We start from the raw sequence: 18,716 nt of genomic DNA, 5'->3' as shown, positions 1-18,716 counted from the left end.
CGAAATACATCATACTATCACTGCCGCTAATTAGCAAGTGATTTTTATTGATTTCGTGAATTAGAATCCGTTTCGTTCTGTTCAAATTTAGCCAGTTGAGCCTTTAACTCACTAATTGTCTTTTCCTGTTCAGCAATCTGCTCATTCAAGACTTTCTCTGATTCAGCGCGTTTTTGTCCCAGTTCCTCGCTCAGTTTTTTTCGTTGTTCTGCCAGCTTCTGTGTCAGCTTTTTATTATTGGCGGCTTCACCTTCACCACGACCGATTAGTAGTGCTACGCCGGCACCGATTAGTAAAAGGAGGACTATTAACAGAATCAGCGGTACATCTAGGTGCGTAAAACCAAAGTTGATGCTTGCTGGGTTGGTATTCAATAATGCAAAGACCACCACAAGTAGCACGGTAACAAGACCCAATACCAGTTTCTTTTGATTTTTCATAGCTTATTTCTCACTCGCAAACTTTAAAGATAGATAATCACCGATAGACGGGAATAAATGGTAGAACTTAGCCGCAATTGCCAAAATAAGCGGTAGATTAAGTTCCCTTCTCCGACTGTCGAAATTGGCCACAATCTTTGCCGCCACATCGTCTGGGTCGAGCATGAGCCACTCAACGTTATCAACATACTCCCCTGATTTATCAGCAATATCAAAAAAGTTTGTGTAAACTGGACCAGGGTTCACGGTCATCACGTGAATATTAAATGGTTTCAGCTCTAGCCTTAGGACGTCAGAAAAGCTAATCACCGCTGCCTTACTTGCTGAGTAAGCAGCCGACTTAACCGTTGGCATCTTCCCCGCCATTGAGGCGATATTAATCACGTGTCCATCCTGCTGGTCAATCATCACACGTGCGACAAGTCTGGTCAGATACATGAGTCCTAGTACATTCGTCTGGAACATGTCCGTGATTACTTTAGGTTCAGTAGATAAGAAATCCTCGAAGTCACCAAAGCCAGCAGCGTTTACGAGCACATCAATTCGTTTGACCTTTGTAATCAACTTGGCGAATGAATGATCAATCTCGTCAGCTTTACTGATATCAGTCGGTAAAATGAACGCATCAGTTCCAGAAACCGCACTGGCTTCTGCCGCGACCTCCTCGAGTTTTGCCTTGTTACGAGCCAGAAGAACTAACGTCGCCCCTCGTTCTGCGGCCTGCATGACAACGGCTTTCCCAATTCCACTAGATGCACCAGTTACGACAACAACCTTATCTCTCAGCGATTCAACCATAATTATTTATCCTTTCATTGGTATCTCTATCATATCAAAGTCACGCGCCACTTGTGAATTAGAAAATATTTTTCGGGCCTCTTTTTGTAAATTATACGCGTTTTTACCGGTATAACGTGCAGAAATATGGGTTAAAATTAATCTCTTAACATGGGCTTTTTGAGCCACCAACGCGGCTTGCGTTGTTGTAGAGTGGTAGTACGCATGGGCAATTCTTTCTTCAACATGGCTAAATGTTGCCTCATGCACGAGCACATCGGCGTCTTTGGCCAACAGCTCAATATTCTTGTTACGTCTGGTATCCCCGATGATGGTCACAATTCTACCGGGCTTTGGTACGCCAATGAAATCCTTCCCGTCAAGTACCCTTCCGTCAGAAAGCGTAACAATTTCTCCAGCCTTTAACTTGCCGTAGATTGGGCCAGAGGGAATTTCGAATTGCTTAAGCTGATCAATAAGTAACTCACCTGGACGTGGTTTCTCTTCGACACGGAAACCAAAGCTTGGCACCCGATGTTCCAATTTCCGTGCATAAACCTTGAAACTATCGTTCTCGAGGACGAGACCATCATCAACGAGCGGAACAAAGTTAATCTTATAACTCAGTTTTGAACCAGAAACTTGGAGTGCTGTTTTGACAAAATCAGCGATTTTTGCCGGACCATAGATGGTCAACGGTTCCTCACCGCCTTGAAAAGAACGAGATGCAATCAATCCTGGTAAGCCAAAAATATGGTCACCATGAAGATGGGTCAAGAATATCTTAGTGATTTTTCTTGGGCGAATATTGGTCGAGAGAATCTGATGCTGGGTCGCTTCACCACAGTCAAATAACCAAATTTCATTTAATTCATCTAGTAGCTTTAATGCGATACTACTAGTATTTCTTCCCTTCGCTGGTACACCAGCGCCCGTTCCTAAAAATTCCAATTCCATGCTAAAACCATCCAAAGCTAAAATTTTGTATTTTTAATTATTTCTTTTGCAATAAATGCCGTGTAGTACTTCGAACCATCAGGACTTGGATGTGTCTGATCATCGTAGAACCAATCCTGGTGACTTACTGAATACTTGTACCAATCAATGACGGTGAGATTCCTATACTTGGCAGCAGATTCGGTGAGCAGTTCATTAACATCTCCCTGCCACTGACGTGGCACCTTAGTATTAATCCAGAATACACGTCTAGATGGGCCGATAATCTGCATCATGTGGGCCATATCATCACTAGTAAATGGACCGTTTGTTCCGAGTGCTATCAAGACCGTATCATTTAATGCACCCTTTTGTTTGTAAGAGTTAACCAGGTCAAATGAATTGACGAGCTGGCGTGAGACAGATGCATCAACAATCATCTGAGGAAAGATAACCTTCAAATTATTACTTGAACCAGCCATTACCGAATCGCCAATTGCCGTTACCGGCAGCTTCTGTGCTAATTGCAGTTGCAATTGCGAAATTCCATATGGTTCAAACTCACGGTTAATTGGTTTTTCTTTGGCATTCTGCTCGGCTTCCCTATATAGATCCGATTTATTAATTTTCTTCTTTTTAGCTTCCTTAGCCTGTCTAATTAAGGCAGAATTCCGCTTTTTATCCTCTGCTTTATTCTTCGCTATCTGCTTAGCTAACGGCGAGTCATTGGGGTCAGCAGCCTTCACGGTTGGCGACACGATAATTGCACTCGCACCGACCAATATGATTAGCACAGCGAAGACGAAGCCAACTTTACGGAATATCTTTGGTGAATGAAAATCAAAGATATTTTTGATGTAACGCCTGGTCTTCGACCAGGTAACCTTTCCGAGCGGACGTTCAATTAATCTGTAAGCTAAATCAGAGACTACCAGAATAATCAGCACCTCGATAATTTGCGCAATGATCTGATTTGAAGGATTCACCTTGACTTTATTCTCGAAGAAAATCATTACTGGGAACTGGTACAGGTAAATTCCATAGCTTCGCTGACCCACCCACTTGAAAATTGGGTTAGTGAGGTACCTGTTAAAGTCGGCTCCCGGATGAGCCACGATAGCAATCAAGATGACGGTTAGAATCGAGAAAATAAACATCCCGCCACGGTATGTTAGAGCCTTTTGCGGATCCATCATTGGCGAGAAAATCAGAAACAACATACCAAGTGCAGCAACGGCTCCGATAGTATTTAAGAGGCGTCGATCACTTTTAGCAATATGCGTCCGTAATTGCGTACTCGGCCAGATAACCGCAAGCGCACCACCAAGTAAGATTGCAAATAGTCTTGTATCCGTGCCGTAATAGATTCTACTTGTGTCAACTCCCGGTTGGTATAAAAAAGCCATCAAAGCAGCAGATAACACCGAAACACCAAGCATAATGCCAAACATTCTGCCGGGTTTCTTAACATAGCGTACTAGGAGAAAGATAATTAGCGGCCAAATGAGGTAGAATTGCCCCTCAATTGAGAGCGTCCAGAGATGTGTAAACGGCGATTCATGACCAGCAAAGCGTTCAAAGTATGATTGACCGTTTGCAATCTGCCACCAGTTGTAAACATTCAGTACATTTGAGATGAAAATCTGGTAGAGTTTGGCCAGCAGGTCTCGCTGGAACATGAAAATGTAGGCACTGGATGCTAACAAGACAGTTAATAGTTGTGGATAAATCTTCTTGATGCGGCGCAGCAAATAGCCTTTATTATCATAGTGTCCTGTCTGCTGATAGCTAGCCAACATGTGATCTGTCACGAGATAGCCCGACACAGCAAAGAAAATGGGTACACCTAGGTAGCCACCAACGAAAACATTTGGGTTCAGGTGGTACAGAATTACCCCTAGCACACCAAATGTCCTTAATCCGTCATAGCCCGTAATATAGCGATTTTTTTGTTTTTTTATATGATTCATTAGTTAAATTCAAACTCTTCTTTTATTCAACAAATTCAAAGGTAAAGTCTGCAACCGTGACATCATCGCCATTCTGCGCCCCAGCATCCCGCAGCGCCTCATCAACACCAAGAGCTTTAAGCTTGCGAGCTAAGCGCATAATACCGTCATTATGCCTAATATTCGTCATCTTAACGGTCTTCTCGAGATCTGCGCCATGAATCTCAAATTCATGTTCGCCCACACGAATAACCTTAAAACTCTGCTCACTAGGAACAAAATTATATTCCTTAGTAGTTGAATCAGTAGTTGGCTCAGGTTCGACAATATTTTCCACCTGTTCAAGCTCAGTTGCAGCTAAGCTCATCAGTTGGAACACACCATCATGTGTCAAACTAGAGATCGGAAAGACTTCTTTATCCCCTAGGTCCTTCTTGAATTGAGCCAGACGGTCATCACTTCCTGGTAGATCCATCTTAGTTGCCACGATAATTTCTGGCTTGGCTTCAACTTTTTCATCATATGACTCAAGCTCTTTTCTGACCACCTGATAGTCATCAAAAGGATCCCGCCCGTTATCTGGATCCATCTCTACTAGATGAAGGATTACCTTTGTCCGCTCCACGTGGCGTAGAAATTGGATTCCAAGACCAACACCATTTGCTGCTCCCTCAATCAATCCGGGTAAATCAGCCATTGAGAAGTCCCGTCCGTCGTCCAATTGAACCATACCCAGGTTGGGCGTCAAGGTTGTAAATTGATACGAGGCAATCTTAGGCTTAGCAGCCGTGACAACGGATAGTAAGGTCGACTTGCCAACTGATGGAAAACCGACTAAACCAACATCCGCAATCATCTTTAACTCTAGTCTTAATGTTCTAAATTCACCAGGCTCACCATTTTCGGCGATTTCTGGCGCTGAATTCTTGGAATTGGCAAAGTGAATATTACCGCGTCCTCCACGACCACCTTTAGCCACTACAAGCGTTTGGCCGTGTTTAGTTAGATCACCAATCAATTCATTGGTATCGAAATCGTAAACCGCTGTGCCAGCTGGAACCTTAATCACCGTATCCTTAGCTGCACGACCATACATTGATTTATTCATGCCGGCTTCGCCACTTGCAGCTTTGAATTTTCTTCTGTAGCGAAAATCCATCAGCGTTCTTAGCCCTTCGTCTGCGCGAAATATGATGCTGCCACCTTTACCACCATCACCACCAGCCGGGCCACCAAGAGGAACAAACTTTTCACGGCGGAAACTGATGGCACCATCGCCACCCTTTCCTGCTTGAACTTCTATTTTAGTTTGATCAACAAACATATATGTTCCTCCACTTCTTTATCGTTATTATAATACCACATAAAGGTTATTTGTTTCGTTGCTTAGAGAAAATAAAAGCCCTCTAAACAAAGATTGTTACAGGGTTAATTTAATCGTCTGTGCCTGTGGTAAAGTCAAACCGGCTTCCTGTAAGTCAGACACACTTGCTTCTTTAATTTTCTTCATGGAACCAAATTCTTTGAGTAATTTAGTCCTAGTTTTGGGGCCTATTCCCTTGATACTCTCGAGCTTCGAGGACAGTGCATTCTTACTGCGTGACTGCCGGTGGAAAGTGATGGCAAATCGGTGCACCTCTTCTTGAATCCGTTGAATTAAGTAGAACGCCTGTGATTTAGCATCCAATTGAACAACAGCCAGTGGCTCACCAAAGATCAGTTCGGCCGTCTTATGTTTATTGTTCTTCACCATCCCAGCTAGTGGAATATCTAAACCCAACTCGTTCACTAGAACATCGCGGGCTGCATTAACTTCAATTACACCCCCATCCATCAGGATTAGTGCGGGCATCTCAGCGTGTTCCTTTAACAGTCGTGTATATCTTCGGCGAATAACCTCTCTCGTATTGGCCGCCTCATCAGCACCTTGTTGATGCTCATATTCACCCTTAAGCTTAAATTTTCGATAATGACTCTTGTCTGGTTCACCATCGGTATAAACGACCATGGCCGAGACAGGATCTGTTCCCTGGATGTGGGAATGATCGAATGCCTCAATCGTATGACCATAGGGCACACCGAGTGCTGCAAACAGCTCCTCCTGCGCTCCAAGGGTCTTTCTGTTATCTAACTCAAGCAGCCGGAATTTCTCCTCGAGCACTAACTGAGCGTTTTCCTTGGCCATGTCTAGTAAGGCTATCTTTTGGCCACGAGAAGGTGTGTGTACCGGTACCTGTAGTATTTCACCCAGCGTACCATTTTCTAATCCCTTCGGAACCAAAACCTCTTTTGGTAAAACGTGATTCTTTTGATTATAAAATTGCAAAATAAACGAACTGAATTCTTCAATCGGATCTGTATCATCAGCCAGTGCAAACAGACGCTTCTCCCGTTTCAACAATTTGGTTTGCCGCAGGAAGAAGATTTGAATGCTCATCCAACCCTTGTCGACGTAAAAATTAAAAATATCCCTTGGCGTGTGGTCGTTTGAGATAATCTTCTGCTTCTCAACTGTGACCTCAATGTAGTGGAGTTGATTCCGAATCTCACCCGCTCGTTCAAATCTGAGCTCCTGAGCGGCCTTGGCCATCTCAGTCGTCAACTTTCGTTTAACCTCGGCCACATTGCCATTCAAAAAGCTCTTGATTTTCTTAATTTGCTTAGCGTACTCTTCCACGGGAACTTCCTTGAAACAGGCGCCGAGGCATTGACCCATATGGTAGTACAGGCATGGCCGACCAAGGTGTCCGGCACAACGTCTTAACGGATACACTTTCTGAAGAAAATGGAGTGTTTCCTGTGCGGCATAAACGTTTGGGTATGGTCCGAAGTAGTAGCCGCCGTCCTTCTTAATGTAGCTGGTAATCTCGCTCTTTGGGTCACGTTCATTCGTGATCTTGATGTACGGATAACCGGTTCCTTGTTTTAATTTAATATTATAGTAAGGCTTGTGTTTCTGAATCAGTGTAATCTCAAGCAAAAAAGCCTCTTTATCACTACTAGTCACAATCGTTTCGAAATCCACAATTTCTGAGACTAGGTGGGCAGTCTTGCCCTCGTGCGCACTCTTAAAATACGAGCGAACTCTATTTTTCAGGTTTTTCGCCTTACCGACGTAAATAATCTTTGAATTCAAGTCCTTCATCAGGTAACAACCCGGTAAATCAGGTAACAAGCTCAATTTATGTTCAATATGTTGACTCGCCAAATTAGTCACCCCCTCTTTTCGATTCTCACTTTGTCTAATTTTATTCAAAAACACAAAAAAAGCAAACATAATGTTTGCTTAAAACCTTGGTATAACAATTATTACTACATATTGGTATCTAAAACTTTGGATAGAAATTCCTGTGTTCGTTCATTTTGCGGATGATCGAAAACATCCGTTGGTGTACCTTGCTCAGCAATAATTCCTCCATCCATGAACCAAACTTGGTTAGCAACCTTCTTCGCAAAGCCCATTTCATGGGTGACAATCACCATTGTCATTCCTTCCTTTGCCAAGTCCTGCATAACCTTCAACACCTCACCAACCATTTCTGGATCAAGCGCGCTAGTCGGTTCGTCAAAGAGCATCACGTCCGGATTCATCGCCAGTGCCCGAGCAATCGCCACCCGTTGTTTCTGCCCACCTGATAACGAGCTCGAAAACGCTGCTGCAAACTCCGCCATGCCGACCTTAGCCAACAATTCTTGTGCCACAGTAGCCGCAGCCTGCTCGTCCATCTTCTTAATCTTCTTGAGTGCTAGCGTGATGTTGTCGAGCACGTTCAGGTTATTGAAGAGGTTGAAGTTCTGAAACACCATGCCCATCTTCTCACGGAGTTGGTTTAATTCACTTTCTTTCAAGCTCAAAAGGCTTTTATTTTCGAATTTGACGTCACCACTTGTTGGTGTCTCAAGCAGGTTTAGACAGCGTAAAAATGTACTTTTACCACCACCAGAGGGACCAATAATAGTAATTACGTCTCCTTGGTTAACAGTAGCCGATATGTCCTTCAAAATCTCTTTATCGCCGAAATTCTTCACTAGATGTTCAACATTAATTATTTCCATGATTCATTCTCCGTTCGTAGAAATTAAGTAACTTAGACAGTCCGTATGTGATGATGAAGTAGATGAGCATTGCAATCACAATTGGAATAATTCCTTGATATGTTGCTGCCTGCACTGCTCTTAATTGGAAGATCAGGTCACTGACACCGATAATTGAAACGATTGAAGTTTCTTTAATCAGTGAAATGAACTCGTTACCGAGTGCCGGCCAAATATTCTTGATTGCTTGTGGCAAAATAATGCTTTGCATGGCCTCCTTCTTCGATAAACCAAGTGAGCGTGCAGCCTCACCCTGACCAGCATCGACAGAATTAATACCACCACGGATAATTTCCGAAACATAAGCAGCACTGTTAATTGAAACAGCGATGAATCCGGCGAGGAGTGGTGAAATATCGACATTCAACATTTTACTCAAGCCGAAATAGACGAACATGAGTTGAATCATCAACGGAGTGCCCCGAATAAATTCAACGATGGCCTTCACGATATTATTGACAAATTTACTATTCACTAACCGTAGTAGTGCGAATAGAATACCTAATACTACACCAAAGATTGCTGACACAACAGTAACAAGGATTGTGTAACCCAAGCCATTAGCAAAATACTTCCAATACTTCGCCACAATTAACCAGCTATTCTCTTTCTTAGCTGCCGGTTTCAAATAATCACCTGCATCTGCTAAGTATTTGGTAATCGAGTCTTTCTCGTGAATCTGGTCAATCGTCTTGTTTGCAGCTGCAACTAACTCTGGTGAATTCTTCGGGAAGGCGATTGCGGTTCCCTCCATGTCAGATCCCTGAACCAACCCACTCTTGATGTACGCGAGATTGTCATCGTGTGCTGCATAGGCAATTGCTACGGTTGATTCCATCAGCAATGCATCTGTTTTGTGTGATTTCAACGCAAGGATTAAGTCAGTAATCTTAGTCATCTGGGTCAACTTGGCCTGAGGCATTTGTTCCTTTGCAAGCTTCAACTGCAAGCTACCAGTTTGTACCCCAATCTTCTTCTCAGCCAATGAATGAAAGTTCTTGTACAGCTTTTTATCATTCTTGTTCACCACGAAGTACTGGTCGGCCTGGTAGTATACTTTGGAAAAGTCAGCACTCTTCTTCCGTTCGTTGGTGGGGGTTAAGCCTGAAATCGAGAAATCGATTTTACCCGTCTCGAGGCCAACTAGTAATGAATCGAAATCCATTTGCTTAATAACCAACTTCACCCCAAGGTCCTTCGCAAACCGTTCACCAATCGAGATGTCCATTCCAATCGCCTTTTGTTTACCATCTACAGTAGCGATGAATTCGTATGGCGGATAGTCAGGCGAGGTTCCCATGACGATTTCGCCCTTTGCCTTAATCTCGGCAACTGTGCTGGCATTGACCTGATTTACTTGTATACCTAACCCAATCGCTAGGCTGATCATAGCGATGAAACTGATGATAATTCCCGTGAAAATATTTTTCTTATGTTTCATTGTGATTACTCCTGTTCCTATTTTGTTGTTATTCAACGATGTTTTTCGTATACTTCATCTAAGGAGATGATTATTTATGGGACTGACATTTAAAAGAGACGACGAGCTCCAGAAGGTACTGGATAAATTTGCCATCCTACCTGATGATAAATCGAAGCCAAAGGAGAAGCCAAACGCAGATTTATCAGGCGCTGAGAACGTGTCTAAGGTAGATACCGCAACTCAAGAGAAAAACTCTAAATAACAATATATTTAATTAATGATTAAACGTTTTATCTTTGTTTAAAGCTAATTTAATGAAAAAAACGGTTAAAAAAAGACAGATTACTTTTCGGTAGAAAAATAATCTGTTTTTTTAAACAAATTATCTTCCGATTTTACGTAATTTAATAAATAAAATTCAAAAGATAGTATTTTTTACATCTGCTCTGGTGCTTTAATTCCTAGTAGGCGTAAGCTCTCCTTCAGGACCGTGGCTGTAGCTTGAACCAATCCTAGTCGCGCGTGGATTCCACCGTCATCAGCAAGTATTTTACTGTTCCCGTAATAACGGTTAAATGCTTGTGACAACTTCAAAGTATACTTTGCGATGACTGATGGTTCGAAGCGATCATTTGCCTCTTTAACAATCTCTGGAAACTTCTCCAACTGTTTAACGACCACCCATGCATTGGCATCGTCTAAAGCATAATCACTCCCAGTAATCGCAAGTTCCTGCGCCTTACGCAGAATACTCTGGCCTCTGGCGTGGGTATATTGGACATAAGGACCAGTGTCACCCTCAAACTTCAATATCTCTTCAAGATTAAAGTCTTCTGCAAGAATGCGTTCGTTCTTCAAATCGTTGAAGACGACTGCACCAACACCAACCTCACGTGCAACTTGCTCCTTGTTTGGTAGTGCAGGATTCTTAGCCTCAATCATCTTTAATGCTAGATCCATTGAGTCGTTTAGCACTTCCTCTAGCAAAATGATGCGTCCTGAACGGGTCGAAAGTTTCTTACCATTCACTGTAATCAAGCCAAATGGGATATGATGCATCTCCTTAGCCGATTCAAAGCCCATCTTCAGGAGTACGGCTTGGACCTGCTTGAAATAATGCGTCTGTTCACTACCAACCACATAAAGGTTCTTGGCGAAATCGAATTCGCGCTCACGATAGATTGCCGTGGCCAAATCACGAGTGATATACAGGCTAGCACCGTCGCTTTTCAGAATAACCGCTGGTGAAAGGTTGTATTCGTCAAGGCGAACAATTTGTGCACCCTCAGATTCTTCCAACAGATTCTTTTGTTTCAACAACTCAACTACCTCGTCGAGTTTATCGTTATAGAAGGCCTCACCGTTATAGATATCAAACTGAATATCCAAAATATCGTAAACCCGTTGGAATTCCTTCAAAGATACCTCGCTAAACCACTTCCAGAGACGGTGTGCTTCTTCATCACCATCCTCAAGTTTCTTAAACCAAAGACGTGCTTCGTCATCCAGTTCCGGATGCTCAACATCCTCCTCATGAAACTTCACATAATAAGCAACGAGATTTTTTATTGGATCCTTTTTGACATCCTCCTCGTTACCCCAGAGCTTGTAAGCCGTGATTAACTTACCAAATTGGGTTCCCCAGTCACCTAGATGATTGTCTTTAATCGGATGGTAGCCACGTTTAGCGAGAATATTAGCAACCGCATTCCCAATTACCGTTGAGCGTAAGTGACCCATGGACATTGGCTTAGCGATATTCGGTGACGACATATCAATCGGGACGTTTCCATTATGACCTTCATCAAAGTAACCGTAATCTGCTCCCTCGTTCAAAACCTGCTTAATTACCTCATTTGAAACGACGTTCTTGCTCAAGAAAAAGTTGAGGTATGGTCCCACTGCTTCAACATGGTCGAAATAGTCCGACTTGACTTTAGTCGCCAGTTCTTCAGCGATGACTGCTGGATTCTTATGGAACGTCTTTGCTAATGCAAATGCAGGAAACGCATAATCTCCCAGATTCTCCTGCTTAGGAACTTCGAGTAAGCGATAGATTTCCTCTTCGTTTAATGCTGCGTCAGTCGCAGCGAACACTGCGGCTGCAATAATTTTTTTATAGTCCATTCTTCCTCCGATACAAAAAAAGTCCCTTTTCAATTGAAATAATTGAAAAGAGACGAGTTGTTTAACCCGCGGTACCACTCTAATTGATGATTAATCCGCTTTATTATTCTAATTTAGAATCCTAAAAGGCGCGCCTTCGTCTGGCTACACCGTCAAGCTCTCATCGTCCTTGACTCGCTGTGCGTGTATTCCAGCTTACTCTTCCTTTGTCATTGGAATAGCATTAATTTAACCCATCCAAATTTTAATGTCAACAAAAATATGTTTTTATTTTAAAAATTTGGAGCAAAACTAGACTTATCAATAGTTACTTGTATAATACAAAATTCCGTGTCAACAGCATTACAGCTGTTCTTCGATCCACTGCCAAAATTCTTCAACATGGAGCTTGGTTTCTGCACTGAAAGTCAGGAATGAGACATTTGCAGCATGCAAATCAATCTTGCTGCTGATTTGTTTGAACACCTTATTGTGCTGACTAGGTTTTATTTTGTCAATCTTCGTTGCCACAACCAGGATCGGTTTGCCGATGTATTGGGCGTACTCAAACATAGTCACGTCATCAGCCGTGGGCTCGTGCCGAGAGTCAATCAATAGAACTACCCCACGGAGATTATCACGGGTGGTCAAATATTCTTCAATCATCACCCCGAACTCTGCCCGTTGTTTCTTAGAAACTTTAGCGTAGCCATAACCAGGCACGTCAACCAAATAGAACTCCTCATTGACATGATAGAAATTCAGCGTCTGCGTCTTACCCGGGGAACTAGAAGTCCGCGCGAGTTTCTTTCTGTTCAGAATAGCGTTGATCAAACTGGACTTACCAACATTTGACCGGCCGGATAAAGCAATCTCTGATTGCTGGTCAGTTGGATATTGTTTACTGGAAACGGCACTCATGACCATCTCAACGGTTTTAATTTTCACGTTAAGAAGCCTCTTCTTCCGTCTTCTTTAAGACTACTTCAGCCTTTTTAAGTTTCTGAATCACGGCCCGATCAACTATGACCTTGGCCACATTCTTATTACTTGGGATTTCATACATGACATCCATTAGGCTATCTTCGATAATCGAACGAAGACCACGAGCACCAGTATGGCGCTCAATCGCAATTTTGGCAGCCTCAGCAAGGGCATCATCAGTGAAGTCTAATTCCACCTCATCCAATTCAAATAGCTTACGGTATTGTCTAATAAGCGCATTTTTGGGTTCGGTCAGTATTCTCACTAAATCGTCCTCAGTCAGCTTATCCAATGTAGTGATAATCGGAATTCTCCCAATAAACTCTGGGATCAGACCAAATTTCATCAAATCTGTGGGAATAAGGTGCTTGGTCCACTTATCATCGGCAACGTCTTTTGATTCATCATTAAAGCTACCGAAACCAATTGTTTTGTCACCCAAACGACTCTTGACAATTTTGTCGATCCCATCGAAGGCTCCACCGACTATGAAGAGGATGTTCGTTGTATCAATCTGAATCATTTCTTGTTGTGGGTGCTTGCGACCACCCTGCGGTGGCACGTTTGCAATTGTTCCCTCAAGAATCTTCAGTAGTGCCTGTTGCACGCCTTCACCGGAAACATCACGAGTAATCGAGACGTTCTCACTCTTCTTAGAAATCTTATCAATTTCATCGATGTAAATAATTCCTCTTTGCGCACGTTCAACATCATAATTGGCATTTTGAAGTAACTTGAGCAAGATGTTCTCGACATCTTCACCCACATAGCCAGCCTCAGTCAACGTAGTCGCATCAGCGATGGCAAATGGAACATTCAAAGTACGAGCCAGTGTCTGCGCCAAGAAGGTCTTCCCAGAGCCCGTAGGTCCGATTAGCGCGATATTGCTTTTCTGAAGCTCTGTGCCGTCATCCAGATTCATCTGGCTAATTCTCTTATAGTGGTTGTAAACGGCGACAGAAAGTGTTTTTTTAGCATTCTCCTGGCCAATAACATAATTGTCTAACTTTGCCTTTAACTCAATTGGAGTCGGCAGATCTTTGGCGTCCTTTAACGAGTTGTTTCTGGATTCATCCTCAATAATTTGCTGACTGAGTTCAATACATTCATTACAGATGTAGACGCCATTACCGGCGACAATCGTTCTGACCTGGTCCCGCGTTTTACCACAAAAAGAACATTTAATTTGTTCTGGATTTTCCATTTCATCGACAAACATCAGAACACTCCTCTATCTTGTAAATTTCAATTCAAACTTATTTGTATACTACTTAATTACAACTGCTAAATTACCACAAAACACTACTAGGGTAAAGTTTTCAGCTTAATTGAAAAAAGGTGGGTCTCCCCACCAATTTTATAACACTTATTATTTGTCTTCTTTTGCTTCTTTGTTGTCAGTAGACTTCTTAGTCGACTTCTTGGCTGCTTCCTTCGCTGAAGAGGCAACAAGTTCGATTGCCTTTCTCACAGCAATATCATGTCCGAGCATGTCGTCAGTCAATGTTTGACGAACAACCTTCTCATCCATATTGTATTCAGCGGCAAGATTCTTAATCTCATCCTTAATCTCATCGTCTGAGGCTGTCAATCCCTCTTTAGCGACGATTGCTTCAAGTACAAGGTTTGTCTTCACATGATCCTCTGCTGTACCGGCAATTTGTTGTTTCAAATCATCTTCGCTAGTACCAGTGATTTGGTAATACATCTCTGGTGAGATACCCTGTCTCTGCATGTTCCCAAGGTATTGTTGCAGTTGTGTATTCACTTCATCGTCAATCATCACTTGAGGAATTTCCTCGATGGTAGCATTAGCAACAGCCTGAGCAACAGCGAGTTCTTGAACTGCTTCATCAGCAGCTTCGGCCTTTTGCTCCTTCAATTGACCCTTAATCTTTTCTTTTAGTTCATCAAGAGTTTGAACGGAGTCGTCAACATCCTTTGCAAAATCATCGTCAAGATTAGGGAGTTCCTTCGTCTTGATTTCATGAATCTTAGTCGCAAAGTGTGCCTCTTTACCAGCCAAGTCTTTTGCTTGATAGTCCTCTGGGAAAGTAACAACGACATCGACATCGTCGCCAGCTTCGTGGCCAACTAATTGTTCCTCGAAACCAGGAATGAAGGAGTTTGAGCCAAGAACTAACGAATAGTTGTCGGCAGAACCACCATCAAAGGATTCGCCGTCAACAGTTCCCTTGTAGTCGATCACAACGGTATCACCGTCAGCAGACTTACCTTTTTCCTTAAGGACTAACTCAGCGTTTAACTCACGTTTTGATTCAAGTTGTGCGTTAACATCTTTAACGAGTACGCGGCGATCTTGTTTCTCTACTTCAAGTCCAGTATAGTCACCAAGTTCAACAGCAGGCTTGGTTGCAATTGTTGCCTTCATTACCCAAGCTGCACCCTTATCCATGGATTCAGGCTCGATTTGAGGTTGACCAACAATGTCATTCTCGATACCAGCTTCTTTAATGGCAGCAGCATAGACATCCGGCAGAATGCTGTTAAGCGCTTCTTCATACAATGCTTCTTCACCATACATCTGGTTGAAGATTAGACGTGGAACTTTACCCTTTCTAAAACCAGGCACGTTCAGATTCTTCTTAACACGTTTAAATGCTTCATCTAATCCTTGTTTGATTTGTTCTTCTGAAATTTCAAATGTTAATTCGCCAGAATTTTTTCCAGCCTTTTCCCACTTAGCGGACATTTTATTTCCCTCCGATTGCGTTTTTGGGTTGCTTTAGCATACTTAAATATCTTACATTAAAAATTTGTAAAACGCAATAAAACATACACTTATTGGTCCGGTCCTACTGCATTTTATTTCAGCCTACAATTATCCCTAAGCTTGCTTGTCTAAGGAAATGACCTGGGAGTACATTCCGCTTAGTTCGGGATTCAAATGATGAGTAACTTCTAGCACAGTCCGGTTCTTATCTGCCAAAATACGTTGCTCTATCTTCTTTGCCGTGGCTGTATCAAGCGCCGAAGTTATTTCATCCAGGCTGATTATTGGTTTAGGTGCGTAGAAACTACGGGCAAGCCCGATTCTTTGTTGTTGCGCACCAGAGAAATTACGACCATTCTCCAGGATAACAGTATCATAATCACTGACAAAATCCACACCCGCCATACTTAGTACAGATTCAACCTTTTCAACAGCAGGGTTTTCAGCCCAAATTGTGATGTTATTGACGATGCTGTCGTTGAACAAATAATTATTTTGATCGACGTACTGTGTAATCTGTCTAAGTTGTCCGCTAGTTAGTTCTTTAACCTCACGACCATCAACCTTTAGACTTCCGCTGTAGTCAGGCAACTGGCCGCTCAGGATTTTTAGTAGCGTGCTTTCCCCTGAACCACTCTGACCGATAGTCGCCACTTTTTCATTCTTCTTAATAGTAAAATTGAGATCTGTCAGCACATTTTGCTGCTCTATTTGATAGCCAAGATTCTGTGCCACAATGGCATGCTCAAAATTCAAGTTAGTCTGTCCTTGCTCATTAGTCGATGATTCAGTTGTGCCAAAACTCTGAACTAGCGGCTCAGTTGCCTTTAGTTGGACCTGTTCTTTACTCAAATGTTTCAAACCGTTGAATATACTTGCTGCGATACTGCCGGTAGAGCTGATTGCACCAAAAGGTACTTGGCTCATTATGGCCAATGTGCTTGTGATGACGTCTACCAATATCTGACAGACCAACGAGATAGAGTTAATTCCCGTCCCGACCTGATCCTGCGTCCGCGTGTAATCAACTCGACTAGTCGCGTACGCCTTGGAGGCAACAGCAATTCTTTGTGGAATCATTCTCAGTTTGTCTGCGTTGAAAAACACATTACAACCATTCAGAATATTTGTAATTCTGTTCGAGAATAAGCCATTTGCATTGGACAGTTCTGCCGTTGCAGTACTAAGCCTTTTGCTAAATATCTGAGGTAGCTTTAGCATAACGATTGCTAAAATAAGGGTGGCCGCCAGCAATACATAGTGATACATTGCTAGAGCAATAACCGAGAAAATAATCGCTGCAATATCACTGATTAAACTAAAAAAATTACGAAAAGAATTCGCTTCAATTGTCTGTGTATCATTCACATAGTGTGCGATATATTGCCCAACATTCTTCTGATGAAAGCGATTAATATCAAGTTGCGATATCTAATTTGATATGTCGTGCTTAAGATCAACCAACATTGTTTGGATTAATTTTTCCTACGAGATATCCTGGAAATATTCGCTTGTTATTGATACTGCCCAGGTCAACACGTTGACCCCTGTCCACAGGAGAAACTTATTCAGGTTTCTTTCAAAAATTACGTTGGTCGAGAATGTAAATAAAACCGAAGTGAGTGTACTCAACAGCATATTAAAAGTTAACCAAACTGCGTTTAGGACTGTACTTTTTCTGTGCTTAACCAAATACTTTTTCATTGTTTTTACTCGTTATCAATAGTTTTTTAGACCATTAAGTACAAATAATCTGTCGGTATCTTTTATTCTCGGATTCCTTATAATATTGCGCGAAATGTGACAAGCGCACAAGTTCAGCTGGGCTCTGCATCTATTCTTAATCTAATTAATATATTACTTATTTTAGATAACTCAAATATAAACCTTTAATTACTTTCTTACAATCAAGGCAAAAAAAAAAGACGCATAGATATGCGTCTTCTTAGAGCGTTGATTAGTCAAGAATTTCAGTAACTTGACCAGCACCAACAGTACGGCCACCTTCACGAACAGTGAACTTAGTTCCCTTTTCGATGGCAACTGGAGCGATAAGGTCAACTTCGAAAGTAACGTTATCACCAGGCATAACCATTTCAACACCATCTGGTAACTCGATAACACCAGTTACGTCAGTAGTGTGGAAGTAGAATTGTGGACGGTAGTTTGAGAAGAATGGAGTGTGACGTCCACCTTCTTCTTTAGTCAAGATATAAACTTCACTCTTGAACTTAGTATGTGTTTGGATTGAACCTGGCTTAGCAAGAACCTGACCACGTTCGATTTGGCTACGGTCGATACCACGGAGCAATGCACCAATGTTATCTCCGGCTTCACCAGCATCAAGAGTCTTACGGAACATTTCTAGTCCAGTAACAGTACTCTTCAAGATTTCTGGTTTCAAACCAACGATTGCAACTTCATCACCAACGTGAACTTCACCACGGTCGATACGACCTGAAGCAACAGTACCACGACCAGTGATCGTAAATACGTCTTCGACAGGCATCAAGAATGGCTTATCATTTGAACGTTCTGGAGTTGGAATGTATTCGTCAACAGTGTCCATCAAGTCATAAATAACTTGTTCTTGTTCTGGATCACCTTCAAGTGCCTTCAATGCTGAACCACGAAGCACAGGAATATCATCACCTGGGAAATCGTATTCTGAAAGCAATTCACGGACTTCCATCTCAACTAAGTCAATCAATTCTGGATCGTCAACCAAGTCTGTCTTGTTCAAGAAGACAACGATGTAGCCAACACCAACTTGTTTTGCCAACAAGATGTGCTCACGTGTTTGTGGCATTGGACCATCAGTTGCGGCAACAACTAAGATGGCACCATCCATTTGTGCAGCACCAGTAATCATGTTCTTAACGTAGTCAGCATGTCCTGGGGCATCGATATGAGCGTAGTGACGCTTCTCAGTTTCGTATTCAACGTGAGAAGTGTTGATAGTAATACCACGTTCTTTTTCTTCAGGTGCTTTATCGATTGATGCATAGTCTTGTTCTTTAGCAAGACCTTTCTTAGCTAAAGCACTAGTAATTGCAGCTGTTAAAGTTGTTTTACCATGGTCAACGTGTCCGATGGTACCAATGTTAACATGCGGCTTTGTTCTTTCGTAATGTTCTTTTTCTGCCATTAAAATGACCCTCCTGTAAATTTGCAAGAAGTCCGTTGAGAAAAACGGATAGTTCTCTGTTGATTATTGTACTACTTTCAGGCGAAAAAGCATAGCTCGCTCGCTTGAAAATATCCTTTATTAA

Annotated in this window: 15 protein-coding genes; 1 reads left to right on the top strand and 14 read right to left on the bottom strand. The window is 42.3% G+C overall.

The features are described from left to right. Nucleotides 1-44 precede the first annotated feature (44 nt). From LA20533_RS07790 to LA20533_RS07755, 8 genes are all read right to left on the bottom strand, one after another. On the bottom strand, nt 45-440 hold the full coding sequence (locus tag LA20533_RS07790; RefSeq protein WP_075362825.1) for a lipopolysaccharide assembly protein LapA domain-containing protein: 396 nt from the start codon (nt 438-440) through the stop codon (nt 45-47). A gap of 3 nt (nt 441-443) precedes the next feature. Further along, nucleotides 444-1,238 (bottom strand): SDR family NAD(P)-dependent oxidoreductase, encoded by a 795-nt coding sequence (locus LA20533_RS07785; RefSeq protein ID WP_056946099.1) that lies wholly within the window; start codon nt 1,236-1,238, stop codon nt 444-446. A gap of 6 nt (nt 1,239-1,244) precedes the next feature. Next, a complete protein-coding gene (gene rnz, locus LA20533_RS07780; protein ID WP_056946098.1) occupies nt 1,245-2,174 on the bottom strand; it encodes a ribonuclease Z in 930 nt (309 codons plus the stop codon). 17 nt (nt 2,175-2,191) lie between these two features. Continuing rightward, on the bottom strand, nt 2,192-4,123 hold the full coding sequence (locus tag LA20533_RS07775; protein ID WP_056946097.1) for an acyltransferase family protein: 1,932 nt from the start codon (nt 4,121-4,123) through the stop codon (nt 2,192-2,194). 22 nt (nt 4,124-4,145) lie between these two features. Continuing rightward, nucleotides 4,146-5,426, bottom strand: coding sequence for a GTPase ObgE (gene obgE / locus LA20533_RS07770; RefSeq protein WP_054745151.1), 1,281 nt, complete (start codon nt 5,424-5,426; stop codon nt 4,146-4,148). A gap of 96 nt (nt 5,427-5,522) precedes the next feature. After that, complete coding sequence (gene uvrC / locus LA20533_RS07765) at nt 5,523-7,310, bottom strand: excinuclease ABC subunit UvrC (protein WP_056946096.1); 1,788 nt, start codon at nt 7,308-7,310, stop codon at nt 5,523-5,525. A gap of 104 nt (nt 7,311-7,414) precedes the next feature. Then, complete coding sequence (locus LA20533_RS07760) at nt 7,415-8,158, bottom strand: amino acid ABC transporter ATP-binding protein (protein ID WP_054745153.1); 744 nt, start codon at nt 8,156-8,158, stop codon at nt 7,415-7,417. Beyond that, nucleotides 8,145-9,638 carry an ABC transporter substrate-binding protein/permease gene (locus LA20533_RS07755; RefSeq protein WP_056946095.1) on the bottom strand — a complete coding sequence of 498 codons (1,494 nt, stop codon included), beginning with the start codon at nt 9,636-9,638 and terminating at the stop codon, nt 8,145-8,147. Before LA20533_RS07755 ends, LA20533_RS07760 begins: the two co-directional genes overlap by 14 nt. 76 nt (nt 9,639-9,714) lie before the next feature. Between LA20533_RS07755 and LA20533_RS08620 the strand changes: the two genes are divergently transcribed. Beyond that, nucleotides 9,715-9,882, top strand: a complete 168-nt coding sequence (locus LA20533_RS08620; protein ID WP_156408168.1) for an SPJ_0845 family protein — start codon at nt 9,715-9,717, stop codon at nt 9,880-9,882. A gap of 173 nt (nt 9,883-10,055) precedes the next feature. Here LA20533_RS08620 and argS read toward each other — a convergent pair whose 3' ends face one another. From argS to tuf, 6 genes are all read right to left on the bottom strand, one after another. Continuing rightward, complete coding sequence (gene argS, locus LA20533_RS07750; protein ID WP_056946094.1) at nt 10,056-11,747, bottom strand: arginine--tRNA ligase; 1,692 nt, start codon at nt 11,745-11,747, stop codon at nt 10,056-10,058. A 342-nt stretch (nt 11,748-12,089) separates the two neighbouring features. After that, a complete protein-coding gene (yihA, locus tag LA20533_RS07745) occupies nt 12,090-12,674 on the bottom strand; it encodes a ribosome biogenesis GTP-binding protein YihA/YsxC (RefSeq protein WP_054745155.1) in 585 nt (194 codons plus the stop codon). A gap of 1 nt (nt 12,675) precedes the next feature. Next, nucleotides 12,676-13,929, bottom strand: coding sequence for an ATP-dependent Clp protease ATP-binding subunit ClpX (gene clpX / locus LA20533_RS07740; RefSeq protein ID WP_056946093.1), 1,254 nt, complete (start codon nt 13,927-13,929; stop codon nt 12,676-12,678). Nucleotides 13,930-14,079: 150 nt separating this feature from the next. Then, nucleotides 14,080-15,423 carry a trigger factor gene (tig, locus tag LA20533_RS07735; protein WP_056946092.1) on the bottom strand — a complete coding sequence of 448 codons (1,344 nt, stop codon included), beginning with the start codon at nt 15,421-15,423 and terminating at the stop codon, nt 14,080-14,082. Nucleotides 15,424-15,558: 135 nt separating this feature from the next. Further along, nucleotides 15,559-16,860, bottom strand: coding sequence for an ATP-binding cassette domain-containing protein (locus tag LA20533_RS07730; RefSeq protein ID WP_255313974.1), 1,302 nt, complete (start codon nt 16,858-16,860; stop codon nt 15,559-15,561). Between the two features lie 541 nt (nt 16,861-17,401). After that, entirely contained in the window at nt 17,402-18,592 is a 1,191-nt protein-coding gene (tuf, locus tag LA20533_RS07725) for an elongation factor Tu (protein ID WP_054745160.1), read from the bottom strand. Nucleotides 18,593-18,716: the final 124 nt, after the last annotated feature.

It is taken from the genome of Amylolactobacillus amylophilus DSM 20533 = JCM 1125 (genome assembly GCF_001936335.1).
Lineage (GTDB): Bacteria > Bacillota > Bacilli > Lactobacillales > Lactobacillaceae > Amylolactobacillus > Amylolactobacillus amylophilus.
Note: the sequence above shows the minus strand (reverse complement) of the source record. Positions and strands in the feature narration are given on the sequence as shown.